Origin of the sequence: Mycolicibacterium pyrenivorans (genome assembly GCF_025821625.1) — a bacterium.
In the GTDB taxonomy this organism is placed as follows: domain Bacteria; phylum Actinomycetota; class Actinomycetes; order Mycobacteriales; family Mycobacteriaceae; genus Mycobacterium; species Mycobacterium pyrenivorans.
Genome location: NZ_JACKSH010000024.1, coordinates 1 through 15656, shown reverse-complemented (window position 1 = coordinate 15656; position 15656 = coordinate 1). Strand labels below are relative to the sequence as shown.

Sequence of the window (15656 nt, the reverse complement as noted above, 5' to 3'; positions counted from 1 at the left end):
ATGACAGCGGTGAGCAGTGCCGCATGGGGCCGCGAGCCGACGAGACACACCGTGCTGGCCGAGACCGACAGCAGTGCCTACCACTCGCTGCGACAGCGGCCGGTGACCCGCGCCGAGCGGTATGCGCTCGGCAAGAGCCTGCGCAAACGAGTGCCCCGGCGCTCGCTGGCCGACTGGACCGCGCCGCCGGACCGGCCGGACCCGATACACCTCATCGAGGTCAACCACCGCGGCCGCCTCGACCGCCTGATCCCGGTGCGCGTCGGACGCATGACCGCCTCGCCGTACGGCTTCCTGCGAGGCACCGCCGTGGTGATGGCCGACGACGTGGCCCGCTTATCGTCGACGGGCATCACGCCGGTCGTCTGTGGGGATTCGCACCTGGGCAACTTCGGCTTCTACGCATCACCGGAACGCGACCTGGTGATCGATCTCAACGACTTCGACGAGGCCCATCCGGGTTGCTGGGAGTGGGACCTGCGGCGGCTGGTGGCCAGCATCTGGGTGGCGGGGCGCCACAACGGCGCGTCCGAGGACGACTGCGAGGCAGCGGTGCGCTCGTGCGTGTCGGCGTACCGCCTCGAGTTGCGCCGGCTGGCCGACCAGCCGCTGTTCTCGCGCTCTTTCACGCGGCTGGACGTGGACCGGCTGGCGGGCGAGACGGAGGGTCCGCTGAACGACGAAGTGCGGCGCTCGGCCAGACGGGCGCGCAACCGCACCAGCGACCGCGCACTGCCCCGATTCACCCAGGAGGTCGACGGGGTCCGCAGGATCGTCGAGGAGCCGCCGTTGATCACCCGGTTGCCCGAGACCGAGGCCGAGGCGCTGGCCGAAGCGCTCGACGACTATCTGCCCACCCTGTCCACGCACTGGCGGCGCGTGCTGGGCGGCTACACCCTGCTCGACGTCGCGCACAAGGTCGTCGGCGTGGGCAGCGTCGGGTTGCGCGCGTATGTGGCGCTGCTGGAAGGCTCCTCGCCGGAAGACGTGGTGTTCCTGCAACTCAAGCAGGCCCGCCGCTCGGTCCTGGCGCGCTACGTACACGGCGAATCGGCGTGGCACGCGCACCAAGGGCAGCGCGTGGTCGAGTACCAGCAGGCGCTGCAGACCGTCAGCGACCCGCTGTTGGGCTGGACGACCGTGAACGGCCTGCAGTATTACGTGCGACAGTTCCGCAACATGAAGGGCACCATCCCGCTGGACGCGATGGATCCCAAGGCCCTCGTCGACTACACCGGCGTCGTCGGTCAGCTGCTGGCCAAAGGCCATGCGCGAACCAGCGGCGCCTCGATGATCGCCGGCTACATGGGCCGCTCGGAGAAAGTGGACGACGCGCTGTGCGTCTTCGCGCGCCGGTACGCCGACCAGACCGAGGCCGACCACGCCGCGCTGGTGGCAGCCGTCGACAAGGGGCGACTGCCGGTCGAGCGTGGGGTGTAGGCGCGGGTAACCTGAACTCATTCTCATCGACGGCGAGGCGAGTGACCCGATCCGCGTGGCCGTGCTGGCGCCGATCGCGTGGCGGACGCCGCCCCGGCACTACGGGCCGTGGGAACAGTTCGCGTCGTTGCTCGCCGAAGGATTGGTGGCGGCCGGTCATGACGTGACGCTGTTCGCCACCGCGGACTCGATCACCACGGCCACCCTGCACGCGACCGCTCCGGCCGGGTGGTCCGAGGACACGACGATCGACCCGAAGGTCGCCGAGTGCCTCCATATCGCGTCGGTGTTCGAGCGGGCCGGTGAATTCGACGTCATCCACAACGGGTTCGACTTCCTGCCGCTCACCTACAGCGGCCTCGTCGCGACCCCGGTGGTCACCACCGTGCACGGGTTCTCGTCCGATCGCATCGTCCCCGTCTACGAACGCTATGACCGCACCACGACGTATGTGTCGATCAGCGACGCCGATCGGCACCCGAACCTGCACTACGCCGCCACGATTCACCACGGCATCGACGTCGAGGAGTTCGGGATCCACCCGAATCCCGGTGAGCATCTGTTGTTCTTCGGCCGGATCCACCCCGACAAGGGCACCGCCGACGCGATCGCGGTCGCCCGCCGGTGCGGCCGTCGGCTCGACGTCGCGGGCATCATCCAGGACGAGCAGTACTTCCGCGACGAGATCGCGCCGCACGTCGACGGCGAACAGGTGCGCTACCTCGGCCCCGTCGGCGCGGAGTCACGCACCGAGGTTCTCGGCGGCGCACACGCGCTGCTCCACCTCATCGACTTCGACGAACCGTTCGGTTACAGCGTGGTCGAGGCGATGGCCTGCGGCACGCCCGTCATCGCCAACGCCCGTGGCTCGATGGGCGAGCTGATCACCCACGGCGTGACCGGATTTCTCGTCGACGACCTCGATTCGGCGGTCGCCGCCGTCGGCCGCGCAGGCGAGCTCTACCGAACCGGAATCGCTGAGCACGCCGCCCGACGCTTCACCGTCACCACGATGATCGACGAGTACGTCACCGTGTACCGCGCCGTGATCGGCAACCGGACATGAGCGCGGAATGGTGGCGCTCTGCCGTCGTCTACCAGATCTATCCGCGCAGCTTTGCCGACTCCGACGGCGACGGGGTCGGCGACCTCGGGGGCATCATCGAGCGTCTCGACCATCTGCAGACACTCGGGGTCGATGTCATCTGGCTGTCGCCGATCTACCGATCACCGCATGCCGACAACGGTTACGACATCAGCGATTACCGCGACATCGATCCGCTGTTCGGCACGCTGGCCGAGTTCGACGTGCTGCTTGCGCGGGTGCACGAACTCCGGATGAAGCTGGTGATGGACCTGGTCGTCAACCACACCTCCGACGAGCATCCGTGGTTCGTCGAGTCGCGGTCCTCGCGCGACAACCCGAAGCGGGACTGGTATGTGTGGCGCGACGGCCGTGACGGTGCCGAGCCGAACAACTGGGCCTCGTTCTTCTCCGGCTCGGCGTGGGAGTGGGACCAGCACACCGGCCAGTACTACCTGCATCTGTTCGACCGCAAGCAGCCCGACCTGAACTGGGACAATCCCGAGGTTCGGGAGGCCGTCCACGACCTCATGCGCTGGTGGCTCGACCGTGGTGTCGACGGGTTCCGCATGGATGTCATCAACTTCATCTCCAAGGTCGAGGGGCTCCCCGATGCATCGGCGATCCAGGGGCAGCGGTTCGTCGTCGCCTTCGACGGGTTCGCCGACGGGCCGCACGTGCACGAGTACCTCGCCGAGATGCGACGCGAGGTCTTCACCGGTCGCGACGGCGAGTTCATCACCATCGGGGAGATGCCGGGGGTGACGCCGGAACAGGCGCGGCTCTACACAGATCCGGCCCGCCACGAGCTGGACATGGTCTTCCAGTTCGAGCACGTGTCCGTCGACCACGGCCCGGCGGGCAAGTTCGACTACCGGGGTCTGGACCTGGTCGTCCTGAAGAAGACGCTCCATCGGTGGCAGGCCGCGCTGGGCGAAATCGGTTGGAACAGCCTGTACTGGAACAACCACGACCAACCTCGGGTCGTCTCGCGCTTCGGTGACGACACCGCCGATTTCTGGGCCGCGTCGGCGAAGGCGCTCGCGACGATCCTTCACGGCATGCGCGGCACGCCGTTCGTCTATCAAGGCGAGGAGATCGGAATGACGAACTACCCGTTCCGAACTGCGCAGGACCACAAGGACCTCGAGGCGGTGAACTACTACGCGAGCGTGCTCGCCATCGGTGGCCACGAGGGTGCCGCACTGGCCGGCTTGGCCAAGATCGGCCGCGACAACGCCCGCACGCCGATGCAGTGGGACGCGGGACCGAACGCCGGATTCACCGCGGGCGATCCCTGGCTGTCGGTCAACCCCAACCACACCTGGCTGAACGCTGCGTCCCAGATCGACTCACCGGCAACGGTTTTCGCGCATTACCAGGCTCTCATCCGCCTCCGCCACGAACTGCCCCTCTTGGTGGACGGCGACTTCACGCCGCTGATGGAAGACGATCCCCACCTCTGGGCGTACACCAGGACCTCGCCGGACGGAAGCCTCCTCGTCATCGCCAACTGCGGGCGCGATCCGCGGACCGTCGAAGTCGGGCGGGAATGGCTCGGGGCCGATCTACTCCTCGGCAACCTTCCCGGCACGCCGGCCACGGTGACGTCGGGATCCCACTCCTGCCTCGAGATGACTGGCTGGGACGCGCGTATCTACCTTTCGGCCTGAACGGACCGCGGGCCCTGTCACGCGCAGCAGTCGGGGTTGAGCACCACGCACAGCGCTCCGACCGCGTCGCGGGCCGGTCGATGGTAGACGTGCATGCCCCGCCGGTCGGATTCGACGAATCCTGCCTTGCGCAGTTGTGAAAGGTGGTGGCTGACCGTGGATTCGCTGAGCTCGAGGAGTGCGGCGAGTTCGCCGCTGTTCTGGACGCCTGCCGCGGAACTGAACAGCAGCGACATGATCTTGACCCGCGCCGGGTCCGCAAGCGCCTTGAGGCGCAGCGCCACCTCGAGCGCGTCGTCGTCGCTCATCGGCCCGGCGGCCATAGGCGCGCAGCACACCGGAGCGGACATGTCGATCGTCGGCAGGGCCTTGGGCATGATTCGATCTTGCCATCGATGTTGACATATATCAAAAAGGTGGCAGGGTGGTGCCTGCAAGCCAATTCGATATAAGTCTCACAGGTTCGGAGGATTCAGCCCATGTCCCGAGTTCAACTCGCCCTCAACGTCGACGACCTCGACGAAGCGATCACGTTCTACTCCAAGCTCTTCAACACCGCGCCCGCCAAGATCAAGGAGGGGTACGCCAACTTCGCGATGACCGAGCCGCCCCTCAAACTGGTGCTGATCGAGAACCCCGGCAAGGGGGGCACGCTCAATCATCTCGGCGTGGAGGTGGCCGAGAGCGCCACGGTGCATGCGGAGATCGCCCGGCTCGCCGGCGAGGGCCTGTTCACCGAGGAGGAGATGAACACCACCTGTTGCTTCGCCACCCAGGACAAGGTGTGGGTCACCGGTCCGGCGGGGGAGAAGTGGGAGGTCTACACGGTGTTGTCGGACTCCGACACCTTCGGCACCAGTCCGCAACACACCCAGGGCGGCACCGCCGAGGCGGGCGCGTGCTGCGGCACCGCCGAAACCGCGAAAGCCTCCTGCTGACGGGGTCCCGAGACCACCGCTGCGGCCGATCGACGACGGTCCCTGACGAATACGTAGATCCGCTGCGGGGCCGCTGGTAGGGCCCTACATTGAGGTGACGCGGCCACGCCATGTGCCGACCCGATCAGAGGTACAGGCTGTGATTGCGAACATCAAGAGGACCCTGCGGTTGGCCGGGATGCGGCCGTTGCCGCGGTGGCCCACACGGACGCCGGTGGATCTGCGGGGCAAGCGGATCCTGCTCACCGGTGGGTCGTCGGGAATCGGTGCGGTGGCGGCGGAGAAACTCGCCGCCACCGGAGCGTCGGTCATCGTGGTCGCACGCCGGGAACGCCTGCTGGCCGAGGTCGTCGCACGGATCACCGCGTCCGGCGGGCACGCGTCGGCCATGCGGGCGGACCTGTCCGATCTCGATGAGGTCGACAGGCTGGTGAATTCGGTTGGCGCCGTGGATATTCTGATCAACAACGCGGCCAGGTCCATCCGCAGGCCGCTGGCGGAGTCCCTGGCGCGCTGGCATGACGTCGAACGCGTCATGCAACTGAACTACTTCGCCCCGCTACGGCTGATCCGGGGTCTGGCCCCCGGAATGATCGAACGCGGCGACGGGCACATCATCAATGTCGCCACCTGGCGGGTGCTGCCGGAATCCTCGCCGATGTTCGCCGCCTACAACGCATCCAAGGCCGCACTGAGCGCCGTCAGCCGGGTCATCGACACCGAGTGGGGCCACTCGGGTGTGCACTCCACGACCGTCTACTACCCGTTGGTGGCCACGCCGATGATCGCCCCGACCCGCGCGTACGCCGGAGTGGCCGCACTCAGCCCCGACGAGGCGGCCGACTGGATGGTGACGGCGGCGCGCACCCGGCCGATCCGCATCGCGCCGCGCAAGGCGATCGCGCTGCGAGCACTAGATGTCGTCGCGCCGCGGGCGCTCAACAACATCCTGGAGCGCGAGACCAACCGGATGAACGCCAACGCGCCTGCCGTCGACGTCGCCACGCCGCCACCCCCGGTGAGCATCCGGCTCGCCCGGCCTTCGTAGCGCACCGCTGTGTCGCGAACCGCGACCGGGCACCGGCCCGAGAACCTGTTCCTGGCCGCGGCTCTGACCACCGCGGCATTCTTCTGCGTGGCGCTGGTCGGGACCCTGGCGAAGGTGTCGGGTCAGTACACCTCCACGGGAGTGCTGCTGCTGTTCCAGAACCTGATCTGCCTGTTGTTCGTCACACCGGTCGCGCTGCGCGCCGGCACGTCGTCGTTGCGGACCGACAAGATCGGATTGCACATCCTGCGGGCGGTGACCGGCACCGCGTGCTGGTACGCGCTGTTCTTCGCGATCACGCAGATCCCGCTGGCCAACGCGACGCTGCTGACCTACAGCGCCCCGCTCTGGATGCCTCTGATCGCCTGGGTCGTCACTCGCCAGCGGGTGTCGGGACCGACCTGGGCCGGCGCGGGGCTGGGATTCGCCGGGGTGGTTCTGGTGTTGCAGCCCCAGGGACAGAGCTTCGACATCGGCGAGATGTCCGCGCTCGCGGGCGCGCTCTTCCTGGCCGTCGCGATGATGTCGGTGCGGTGGCTGGGAGCCACCGAACCCCTGCTCAGGGTCCTGTTCTACTACTTCCTGCTGTCCACCGTGATGTCGGTCCCGATCGCCGTGTTCGACTGGCAACCGTTCCCCGCCGAGGCGTGGGGTTGGTTGATCGGCCTCGGATTCGCCCAGTTGTTCTCCCAGATCCTGATCGTTGTGGCCTACCGCTACGCATCGGCGGAGAAGGTGGGGCCGTTCATCTACTCGGTCATCGTGTTCACCGCGCTGATCGACTGGCTCGTCTGGGATCACCGGCCCACGCTGGTCACCTACCTCGGCATGGCGCTGGTCATCGGCGGTGGCCTCGTGGCCGTCCGCGCCAGACCCGGCACCGCCGTCGAGGCGATGCCCGTACTCGAACCGGACAGAGGGGAAATCAGATGAGTCATTGGCTGGTGAGCAATGTCCCGTCAGGGCTGCTGCTCCTCGGGCTGATCGTCGTGATCGCCGGCGGGGCGGTGCTCATCCAGGCATTTCTGCGGCACCGTTTCCCCCGTCTCAGGGGTGACGCCCACAACGACGTCACCAAGTTCGCCTTCGGCGTCGTCGCTTTCGTCTACGCGTTCTTCATCGGCTTCGTCGTTTCCGCGATGTGGGGCCAGATCAACAGTGCCGACGGCAAGGTGCGCGCCGAAGGCTCGGCCGCGGTGCAGATGGCCAAGAACCTCACCGTGTTCGACGCCCCGGATCGGGACCGCCTGCGGAACAGCCTGCTCGAGTACGAACAGGCGGCGTTGACCGAGTGGCCGTTGGCGGCCAAGGGCCACTCCTACCCTGAGGCCGACAGCGCCCTGGACCGCCTCTTCACCGCCTACACGCAGGTGACACCGGGCAGCGACGTCCAGAAAACCGTCCTGGCGAACTCCCTCAGCGACCTCAACACGATGAGCCGGGCCCGCACCGAACGGGTGCTGCAGGCCAGCACCGACGTCGGCCCGCCCTGGTCGTTGTGGGCGGTGATCCTCCTGACCGGCGGGCTGGTTCTTGGTTGCGCGATCATCTACGGCGTCGAGGCACCCGTCATGCACTACTCGATGGTGGCGACGGTGGCCGCGTTGGTGGCCGCCAACCTGTTCCTCGTGCTGCTGCTCGCGCATCCGTTCATCGGTGACATCGGAACCTCACCGGAACCGCTTCGTCAGGTCGTCAGGGTGCTGGAGGGCAATCCGGCCTGAACAGGCACGTACTCTTCCAGGCCGTACTCTTCCTAGGTGACCGCTATCGACCCGGACAAGCTGAGCACGTGTTTACAGGTGCTGGCCGACATCGAGGCGCTGCCACCCGAGCACCCCGACGCCGTCGCTGTCCGGAGGGCGACCGCGGGCATCTTCAAGTCGGTGAAGAAGGCCCGCCGCGACGCCAAGCGCGACGCGGTGGCGGCGGCCGACCGCGCCGTCATCGCCGCCACCGCCACCGGTGCTCCCGGCCGCATCGACGACGAGACGGCCGGACTGCTGCTGGTGTCCTCGGCGGCCGGCGCCACCGCGGGCATGCTGATCCGGTCGCGGGCCTGTTACATCTGCAAGAACCATCACACGGTGGTCGACGCGTTCTACCACCAACTCTGCCCGGACTGCGCCGCGCTCAACCGGGCCAAGCGCGACGCTCGCACCGACCTCACCGGCAGACATGCCCTGCTCACCGGTGGCCGCGCGAAGATCGGCATGTACATCGCGCTGCGGCTGCTCCGCGACGGCGCGCACACGACCATCACCACCCGCTTCCCGAACGACGCCGTGCGCCGCTTCGCAGCCATGGAGGACAGCGCCGACTGGCTGCACCGGCTTCGCATCGTCGGCATCGACCTCCGCGACCCCGCCCAGGTCGTCGCCCTCGCCGACACCGTGGCCGCTCAGGGGCCGCTGGACATCCTGATCAACAACGCCGCCCAGACCGTGCGCCGAGCCCCCGGCTCCTACGCGGCGCTCGTCGAGGCGGAGCGCACCCCGCCGCCGGAACTCGTGGACGTGATCTCGTTCGACCGCGTCAGCGACGCCCACCCGGCCGCGCTCGCGGGCAGCCTGGCCGAGCACCACACCCCGCACGCGGTGTCCTCGTTGGCGATGACCGCCCGCAGCGCGTCCGCGGACCGGATCGCCGCGGGCACCGCGATCGACGCGGGCGGGCTGCTGCCCGACACCGCCGCCGTGAACAGCTGGACCCAGCGGGTGCACGAGGTCGACGCGATGGAACTCCTCGAGGTTCAGCTGTGCAACCAGACGGCGCCCTTCATCCTGGTGAGTCGGCTGCGCCCGGCGATGGCCGCGTCATCGGCCCGCCGCACCTACGTGGTGAACGTGTCGGCGATGGAGGGCCAGTTCAGCCGCGCGTACAAAGGCCCCGGCCACCCGCACACCAACATGGCCAAGGCCGCGCTGAACATGCTGACCCGCACCAGCGCCGGAGAAATGCTGGAGCAGGACGGCATTCTGATGACAGCCGTCGACACCGGCTGGATCACCGACGAGCGTCCGCACCCGACCAAGCTGCGGCTGGCCGACGAGGGTTTCCACGCCCCGCTGGACCTCGTCGACGGCGCCGCCCGGGTGTACGACCCGATCGTGCGCGGGGAGGCCGGTGAAGATCTGCACGGCTGCTTCCTCAAGGACTACGCGCCGACCAACTGGTAGCCGCCGCTCGCGGGAGGGCGCGGTCAGTCGACGGGGTTGGTGCGCTTGACGATCAGCGGATCGGCCGGTGTGAAGGGGAAGTTCGGCAGGTCGTCGATGTGGGTGTCGAAGGCGGCGGCCAACACCTCGCGCGAGTAGGCGCTCGCCGACGCGCGGTAGCCGATGTCGGCGGGGAAGGACTGATCGAAGAAGATCAGGAAGTGCCACTCGTCGGTGCCGATGTTCTCGATGTGGTGCGGGTAGGCGCGCGGGATGAAGTACATCTCGCCCGTGGTCATGGTCCAGGTGTCCAGTGTCCCATCGGGATTCATGACGGTCATGCGGGCATCACCTTGCTGGACGTAACCCATCTCCGCGGTCACCGGATGCCAATGCGGTTCGCGCATCCCGTCTTCGGTGACCCGCAGCGAGTACATCGACATGTCCTCGAGCGCCGGCCAGTACTGGTCACGGGCGAAGCGGGCGCTGCCGCTGACGTAGTTCAGCCCCGGGGCCTGGGCCTCGATGTCGAACTTGTGCGGGTCGTTGAAATACGCAGCCGTGGGCACGACCGGGTCGCCGACGCGGGCGGCCAGCTTGCGGTCGGCGGGTGGGTTGGGTGGGAGAGTGCTGGTGTCGCGCCGGATCTTGGCCATGTCGGAGGCGGGCAGGTCGTAGGTGTTGCCCAGCACGGCATCGGAGAACGCGCCCAGGGTGGCCCCGAATCCGAAGTCCTCGGGGCGTTCGTCGCGGAACGCGATGATGAACTCGGCGACGTCCGTGCCGATGTTCTCGATGTGGTGCAGAGACCCTGAGGCCGCGTGGAACATCTGCCCGGCCGTCACGACGAAGGTGGCGAACCTGCTGCCGTCGTCGAGGATCGACACCAGGGCGGTGCCGGAGATGCAGTAGGTGAGTTCGTTGGCGTTGGCGTGCCAGTGCGGGGTGCGCATCGCTCCGGGGTTGAGCACCACCCGCTTGATGGACAAGCCCTTCAGGATCGGCAGGTTGTCGGCGGTGATGCGCCGGATCGAGCCGAGCGCGGATTCCTCCACGATCTCGCCGTCGAGCAGTGAGGCGGTGTGGCTGCTGCGCATGCTGGTCGTCGTCATGCTTCCTCCTGATGGCTCGGCCGCTGCGGATCACTCTGCCCCGGCGAAGCTCCGCTGTCCTGGAAGCTGACCAGCCGGTGCCATGGCGAATTCCGCACCGTGGCGTTTCCTGCTGGCTGCAATGCCTCAGTCCACCCGCAGACACAGCGAGGCGAGGTGGGCTCGGGCGTCGTCGGGAATCGGTGTCGGGCCGTTGTCGTCGAGGAGGACGAGCACCGTGTCGCACAGGCTCACGCAGGCGTCGTCGTGGAAGAGGGCCGTCGAGGAGACGAACGAGGTGCGGCCGACGTGTCCGATGCCGCTCGCGGTCTGGATGACCGCAGGCCACGGCGCCTCGCGCAGATAGTGCACGACGACCGTCGACGTGACGATGCGCAGGCTTCGCGGCGCGCGCCCGTACGCACTCGGCAGGACGCGCCGGTTGAGCGTCGCTCTGGTGTTCTCGTGCAGTGTCTCGAGCGCCACGTTGTTGAGGTGCCCGTTGGCGTCCATGTCGGCGAACCGGGCCTCCATGGAGCCGTGGACCGGATACGTCGTCGCGGCCAGTCGCGCCGCGTGTGGCCGCGGCACAGTGCTGACGAGTGGGCTCGCACCAGATTCCATGGAGTCAACCTAGCCTCTCGCCCGGCCCCGTCGAGTACGACCGGTCGCGGTACCGGGGCAGCCTCTGACACAGTCGGTCGAGGTCACGGCCCGCCTGCATGACGGCCCGGTCCGGCCTGACGAGCACGGCTGTTGCCCTCCTGCGGCGCAGCCACCGCCCCAGATCGCTGTCCGTGCCGGTGACGTGAACGATGGCTCCGCGCTGCTCGATCAGGGCTCGCTCGCGGGGGCTCGGTGAGCTGGTGGTGACGACGGCGAAACCGCCGCCCAGCACGGCGTCGAGCCGGTGCCCGCCGGTGATCACCGGGTTCGGGCACAGCCTGCCCGCCAGCCGGCGGGGAGTACGGGCCCTGCGCACCAACGCAGAACGGCGCAACGGCGGGGTCTCGCCGGCCAGCACCTTGGCGGTGACACCCGGAAGTCGCTGCAGTGCAGGCAGGACCATTCGCCGCGTCAGGCTGCCGAGTTCGCCGCCCGCTGTCATGCAGCGCCCGATACCCAGCGCGAGCCGGATCATGGTCCTGGCGTGGGGCTTCCGTTCCTGCGCGTAGGTGTCCAGCACGTCCTCGGGCAAGGCGGAGTCGAGCACCCCCGCCAGCTTCCACGCCAGGTTCATCGCGTCGCGCAATCCCGCACCCATGCCCTGCCCGATGAACGGCGGGGTGAGATGGGCGGCGTCGCCGAGCAGGAAGACGCGGCCTCGGCGCCATCGGTCGGCGAGTTGTGCGCGGAACGTGTATTCGGTGACGCGCACCAGGGTCAGGTCGTCCGCGGGCACCTGGTCGACCCACGGACGAAACAGCGGCAACAGCGAGTCGAGGGTGGCGTAGTCGCCTGCGGATTCGGACTGCAGCAGCTGGAACTCCCACCGGTAGCGGGTCTCGCCGATGCGCATGTAGGTGGCGGCGCGCTGCGGGTCGCAGACCTGGTGGACGCCCTCCCACTGGTCGATGTCAGCCGAGGTCGCGACATCGACGACGAGCCAACGTTGTTCGAAGCCGAGGTCGTGCATGCGGGACCCGATTCGGCGGCGGGTGATGCTGTTGGCTCCGTCGCATCCGAGGACGTAGTCGGCGTCGACGCGGTGCTCGGTGCCGTCGGAGCGATCCGTGTAGGTGACGCGGACCCGGTCCGGCTTGGCGTCGGTGACCTCGGTGACCTCGACGCCGCCCCGTAGCCGGGCGCGCGGGTAACGCTCGAGGTTGGCACGCAGCAGCGTCTCGAACTCGGGTTGGTCGAACATGTTCGCCTGAGGAAAGCCGTTGCCGCTCAACGCGGTATCACGGTTGAACTCCGCCAGGACGTTCATCGAACCGTCGAGCAGTCGCAGCCCGTGTGCGGGGCGTGAGATCGCGGCGAATCCGTCGGCGAGACCCAGGCGGGCGACGATACGGCAGATTTCATCGTCCAGGTGAACCGCCCGGGGTTGGGGATAGACCTGTGCCCATCGGTCGAGGATCACGCAGTCGATGCCGTACTGCGCCAGCAACGTCGCCACGGTGATGCCGGTGGGGCCCGCCCCGATGACGACGACGGGGACGTGCTCGACGCTCACGCGTACCTGACCACCGCGCGTTGGGTTCCGAGGTCGATCGCCGCGTCATCGGTGCCCACGCTCGCCTCGACGACATCGCCGGCCTTCAGGTACTTGACGTTCTTCGACTGACTCTTGAAGAACGCCTTCCACTTCAACGCGGGCGGCAGCAGCGCGCCGATCATCTCGATCGGTTTGGGGGGAGCGCTGAGCGCCGTCCCGGCCGGGGTGCCGGTCAGCACCAGATCACCGGCGTCGAGTCGCTGGAACCGGATCAGTTCCTGCAGGGCACGCAGCGGGGGATAGATCATGTCGCCGCCGACGACGGCGTCCTGGCGCAGTTCGCCGTTGACGCGCAGTTGCAGGCGAAGGTCGCTGAAGCGTTTCAGCTCGTCGGCGTCCATCAGCACCAGCGCCGGTCCGACCGGGGTGAATGTCGGGTACGACTTCGCTTCGTAGAACTGCGTTTTCGGAAGCTGGATGTCGCGGGCCGACACGTCGTTGGTGACAACGAGGCCGGCGACGTAGTCGGGAAGATCGGACTCGTTGAGGGTGGTGCCGACCGGTAGCGCGCGGCCGATGACCACGCCGATCTCGACCTCGTAGTCCAGGAAGCGGACGTGTGCGGGTTTGACGATGTCATCGGTGGGGCCGTTGATCGATCCGGATGCCTTGCGGAAGAACGTCAGTGGCACGGTCGCCGGATCCATGCCCGAGTCCCTGACGTGGGACGCGTAGTTCGTCATCTGGGCGACCACCCGACACGGGGTGGTCACCGGCGACACCAGGTCCAGCCTGTCGACGGAGACCGCGGCGGCGCGGTCGGTCGCGGCGTCGATGGCGGCCCGATCTCGCAGCAACTCCGCGGTGGTGGTTGCGGCGGTGTCGATCTTCACTGCGCCGGAGCCGATCCGGACATACCAGGCGTCGGCGGTGCGGAGGACGGTGGTGGTCATGAGCTCGCTACTTTCATCAGGCCGCGGAGGCGGGTCAGGGTGAATTCGTTGTCGTGCTCGCGCACAGCGCGCCACATCGCGCGCAGTTCCTCGACCGACTCGCGCCCGGGGGTGATACCGAGGAAGTCTCTGGTGACAGGTGGGCCCCACTGCGCGAGTCCGGTGGCGGTGAAGGCCGCCCACCCGGGTTCGAGGCTGCTGTCGAACATGTCGCCGTCGGCGAAGTGCTCGACGAGGAAACCGTCGGGGTCGCGCCAGTAGTCGAAGATCTGGCTGCCCTGGATGTGGCGACCGATTCCCCAGGATCGGTGGTATCCGCGGTCGCGCAGGTACTCGCCGCCCGCGGCCAGTGCGTCCATGTCACTGACCTGATAGGCGGAGTGCACGTAGCGGTTTCGCGGTCCGAGCGCCATGGCCAGGGTGTGGTGGTCGGCCGGGGTGTCGCCCCGGTCGCAGCGGATGAAGCTCATCGCCGGTCCGAGGTGACGCTGGCCCGGGAAGTAGAGGAAGTCGCTGACGATCATCCCGAGGTGGTCCAGGTACCAGTTCAGTGTCTCGAGGTATCTGGTGCTCTGCAGCACGACATGGCCCAGCCGCTGCACCCGCGCGGGGATGCGCCGTGGCCGCTGTGTCGCATTGGCGCGCAACAGGTCATGACCGACATTGAGAACCTGGGGTAGTTGCGGTGGGAGCGGCGCCAGCGCGTGGGTGTCGGCGACGATGCGGACCGGGATGCCGCTGGGGTCGACGAGATCGGCGCTCAGTCCGCCGATGCTCTCGGGTAGCGGGCGCGCCGCGACACCGATTTCCTCGGCAAGGCGCACCACGTCGGCCCTGTGCTGAGCGGTGAACGCGGTCCCGACGAAACGGGACCGTGGGCCTCGACGCACGATCAGGCACGGAGCGCCGGCGTCGCCGCCGCGCAACTGCAGTTCGTCCTCGCTGCGCATCGCCGTGGAGAAGCCGAACGCCTGCGCGAACGCCTCGGCGCGCAGCAGGTCGGGCTTCTCGAACTCCAACCACGCGATGTCGCGGACCTTGATCACCGGATTGCGGGACCGGCCAGGGTGCTCGCCCTTGCGCGCACCCTGCTCGCAGTGCAGGTCGCGGTGCGCGTCCGTGGCCTCGCTCATCAGTACCTCCTATAGTTCTGACGAAATCGTCACATGCGCCGTAATCCTCAGTCAAGCAGTTCTGACGAAATCCTCACAAATGAGGAAGGCGGTTACAATGACTCGATTCGCGGAGGGAGAGTGTCGATGGCGCAACCGGACGAGCCGCCGAACCGCCTCGCGCGCCGCAAGCAGAAGACGCGCGCCGCGCTGATCAGGGCGGCGCAGTTCTTCATCGCGGAAGGGAAGCTCAACGTCCCTGTCCTCGAGATCACCCAGGCAGCCGACGTCGGCATGGGTTCGTTCTACAACCACTTCACCAGCAAGGAAGAACTGTTCGAAGTGGCACTTACCGAGGTGCTGGACTTACACGGCGCGCTGCTCGACGAACTCACCAAGTCGTCGGAGGACCCGGCAGAGACGTTCGCCCGCAGCTTCCGCCTGACGGGTCGGCTGTTCCGCCATCGGCCGCAGGAGAGTCGGGTGCTGCTCTCGAGCGGGCTGTCTCTGCTGTCCTCCGACCGTGGCGTGGCACCGCGCGCCCGGCGCGACATCGCCGCCGCGGTGGCCGCGGGCCGATTCCAGGTGGACGATCTCGGCGTGGTCATGGCCGTCGTCGGTGGGGCGCTTCTCGGTCTCGGCCAACTGCTCCGCGACGAACCGGATCGTGACGTCGCCGCCACCGCGGACAAAGTCACCGAACACGTCCTCAAGGTCCTCGGGATGCCCTCCGACGAGGCCCGCCGGATCTGTCGGTTGCCGCTGCCCGAAATCGACTCCGTCGGGCTTCCGGATTCGGCCGCGTAGTTGAGGCAGACTTGCGCAGATGACGACTCCGCCGCAGCGCCCCGGACAGCCTGGCCGGCGCGGCGGGGAGACCCCGCCACCCGACCCTGCGACCCATCGGCTGCCGCGTCCCGGCCGGCCGGACCCACCCACCGAACAGATCCGCGCCCGGCGCCCCGACGCGGCGCCCACCGAGCAGTTCCGGCAGCCCC

General features: G+C 68.0%; 15 protein-coding genes. 9 read left to right on the top strand and 6 right to left on the bottom strand.

Features of this window, described 5'->3' with window-relative positions:
• The 3 genes from H7I57_RS03150 to H7I57_RS03140 are packed head-to-tail and all read left to right on the top strand — an operon-like array spanning position 1 to position 4197.
• A complete protein-coding gene (locus H7I57_RS03150; protein WP_264021838.1) occupies positions 1-1440 on the top strand; it encodes a DUF2252 domain-containing protein in 1440 nt (479 codons plus the stop codon).
• Positions 1441-1495: 55 nt separating this feature from the next.
• The gene (locus tag H7I57_RS03145; RefSeq protein ID WP_264021837.1) at positions 1496-2506 is read left to right on the top strand and encodes a glycosyltransferase family 4 protein; all 1011 of its coding nucleotides are present in this window, start codon (positions 1496-1498) and stop codon (positions 2504-2506) included.
• Positions 2503-4197 (top strand): glycoside hydrolase family 13 protein, encoded by a 1695-nt coding sequence (locus H7I57_RS03140; protein WP_264021836.1) that lies wholly within the window; start codon positions 2503-2505, stop codon positions 4195-4197. The genes H7I57_RS03145 and H7I57_RS03140 overlap by 4 nt, the downstream gene beginning before the upstream one ends.
• A gap of 17 nt (positions 4198-4214) precedes the next feature.
• Here H7I57_RS03140 and H7I57_RS03135 read toward each other — a convergent pair whose 3' ends face one another.
• Positions 4215-4574, bottom strand: a complete 360-nt coding sequence (locus H7I57_RS03135) for an Rv2640c family ArsR-like transcriptional regulator (protein WP_264021835.1) — start codon at positions 4572-4574, stop codon at positions 4215-4217.
• Positions 4575-4676: 102 nt separating this feature from the next.
• On the opposite strand from H7I57_RS03135, the gene H7I57_RS03130 reads away from it, so the two are divergent.
• The 5 genes from H7I57_RS03130 (at position 4677) to H7I57_RS03110 (ending at position 9362) form a co-directional block, all read left to right on the top strand.
• Positions 4677-5135: an ArsI/CadI family heavy metal resistance metalloenzyme gene (locus H7I57_RS03130; protein WP_264021834.1), complete on the top strand. Its 459-nt coding sequence runs from the start codon at positions 4677-4679 to the stop codon at positions 5133-5135.
• A 139-nt stretch (positions 5136-5274) separates the two neighbouring features.
• On the top strand, positions 5275-6183 hold the full coding sequence (locus H7I57_RS03125; RefSeq protein ID WP_372510112.1) for an SDR family oxidoreductase: 909 nt from the start codon (positions 5275-5277) through the stop codon (positions 6181-6183).
• A gap of 9 nt (positions 6184-6192) precedes the next feature.
• Positions 6193-7116, top strand: a complete 924-nt coding sequence (locus tag H7I57_RS03120; RefSeq protein ID WP_264021833.1) for a DMT family transporter — start codon at positions 6193-6195, stop codon at positions 7114-7116.
• Positions 7113-7907, top strand: a complete 795-nt coding sequence (locus tag H7I57_RS03115; RefSeq protein ID WP_264021832.1) for a bestrophin-like domain — start codon at positions 7113-7115, stop codon at positions 7905-7907. Before H7I57_RS03120 ends, H7I57_RS03115 begins: the two co-directional genes overlap by 4 nt.
• Before the next feature lie 36 nt (positions 7908-7943).
• Positions 7944-9362: an SDR family NAD(P)-dependent oxidoreductase gene (locus H7I57_RS03110; protein ID WP_264021831.1), complete on the top strand. Its 1419-nt coding sequence runs from the start codon at positions 7944-7946 to the stop codon at positions 9360-9362.
• A gap of 23 nt (positions 9363-9385) precedes the next feature.
• Here H7I57_RS03110 and H7I57_RS03105 read toward each other — a convergent pair whose 3' ends face one another.
• From H7I57_RS03105 to H7I57_RS03085, 5 genes are all read right to left on the bottom strand, one after another.
• A complete protein-coding gene (locus H7I57_RS03105) occupies positions 9386-10453 on the bottom strand; it encodes a cupin domain-containing protein (protein ID WP_264021830.1) in 1068 nt (355 codons plus the stop codon).
• A 126-nt stretch (positions 10454-10579) separates the two neighbouring features.
• A complete protein-coding gene (locus H7I57_RS03100) occupies positions 10580-11056 on the bottom strand; it encodes an acyl-CoA thioesterase (protein WP_264021829.1) in 477 nt (158 codons plus the stop codon).
• Between the two features lie 4 nt (positions 11057-11060).
• Positions 11061-12611: a bifunctional 3-(3-hydroxy-phenyl)propionate/3-hydroxycinnamic acid hydroxylase MhpA gene (gene mhpA, locus H7I57_RS03095; RefSeq protein ID WP_264021828.1), complete on the bottom strand. Its 1551-nt coding sequence runs from the start codon at positions 12609-12611 to the stop codon at positions 11061-11063.
• On the bottom strand, positions 12608-13546 hold the full coding sequence (locus tag H7I57_RS03090) for a fumarylacetoacetate hydrolase family protein (RefSeq protein ID WP_264021827.1): 939 nt from the start codon (positions 13544-13546) through the stop codon (positions 12608-12610). Before H7I57_RS03090 ends, mhpA begins: the two co-directional genes overlap by 4 nt.
• On the bottom strand, positions 13543-14679 hold the full coding sequence (locus H7I57_RS03085) for a VOC family protein (RefSeq protein ID WP_264021826.1): 1137 nt from the start codon (positions 14677-14679) through the stop codon (positions 13543-13545). The genes H7I57_RS03090 and H7I57_RS03085 overlap by 4 nt, the downstream gene beginning before the upstream one ends.
• Before the next feature lie 126 nt (positions 14680-14805).
• On the opposite strand from H7I57_RS03085, the gene H7I57_RS03080 reads away from it, so the two are divergent.
• Positions 14806-15465 (top strand): TetR/AcrR family transcriptional regulator, encoded by a 660-nt coding sequence (locus H7I57_RS03080; RefSeq protein ID WP_264021825.1) that lies wholly within the window; start codon positions 14806-14808, stop codon positions 15463-15465.
• Positions 15466-15656: the final 191 nt, after the last annotated feature.

Bases quoted from the DNA above. Each gene is read 5' to 3' on its own strand.
- H7I57_RS03135 (WP_264021835.1), bottom strand. From the start codon at position 4,574: ATGCCCAAGGCCCTGCCGACGATCGACATGTCCGCTCCGGTGTGCTGC.
- H7I57_RS03090 (WP_264021827.1), bottom strand. From the start codon at position 13,546: ATGACCACCACCGTCCTCCGCACCGCCGACGCCTGGTATGTCCGGATC.
- H7I57_RS03140 (WP_264021836.1), top strand. From the start codon at position 2,503: ATGAGCGCGGAATGGTGGCGCTCTGCCGTCGTCTACCAGATCTATCCG.
- H7I57_RS03085 (WP_264021826.1), bottom strand. From the start codon at position 14,679: ATGAGCGAGGCCACGGACGCGCACCGCGACCTGCACTGCGAGCAGGGT.
- H7I57_RS03115 (WP_264021832.1), top strand. From the start codon at position 7,113: ATGAGTCATTGGCTGGTGAGCAATGTCCCGTCAGGGCTGCTGCTCCTC.
- H7I57_RS03130 (WP_264021834.1), top strand. From the start codon at position 4,677: ATGTCCCGAGTTCAACTCGCCCTCAACGTCGACGACCTCGACGAAGCG.
- H7I57_RS03105 (WP_264021830.1), bottom strand. From the start codon at position 10,453: ATGACGACGACCAGCATGCGCAGCAGCCACACCGCCTCACTGCTCGAC.
- H7I57_RS03150 (WP_264021838.1), top strand. From the start codon at position 1: ATGACAGCGGTGAGCAGTGCCGCATGGGGCCGCGAGCCGACGAGACAC.
- H7I57_RS03100 (WP_264021829.1), bottom strand. From the start codon at position 11,056: ATGGAATCTGGTGCGAGCCCACTCGTCAGCACTGTGCCGCGGCCACAC.
- H7I57_RS03080 (WP_264021825.1), top strand. From the start codon at position 14,806: ATGGCGCAACCGGACGAGCCGCCGAACCGCCTCGCGCGCCGCAAGCAG.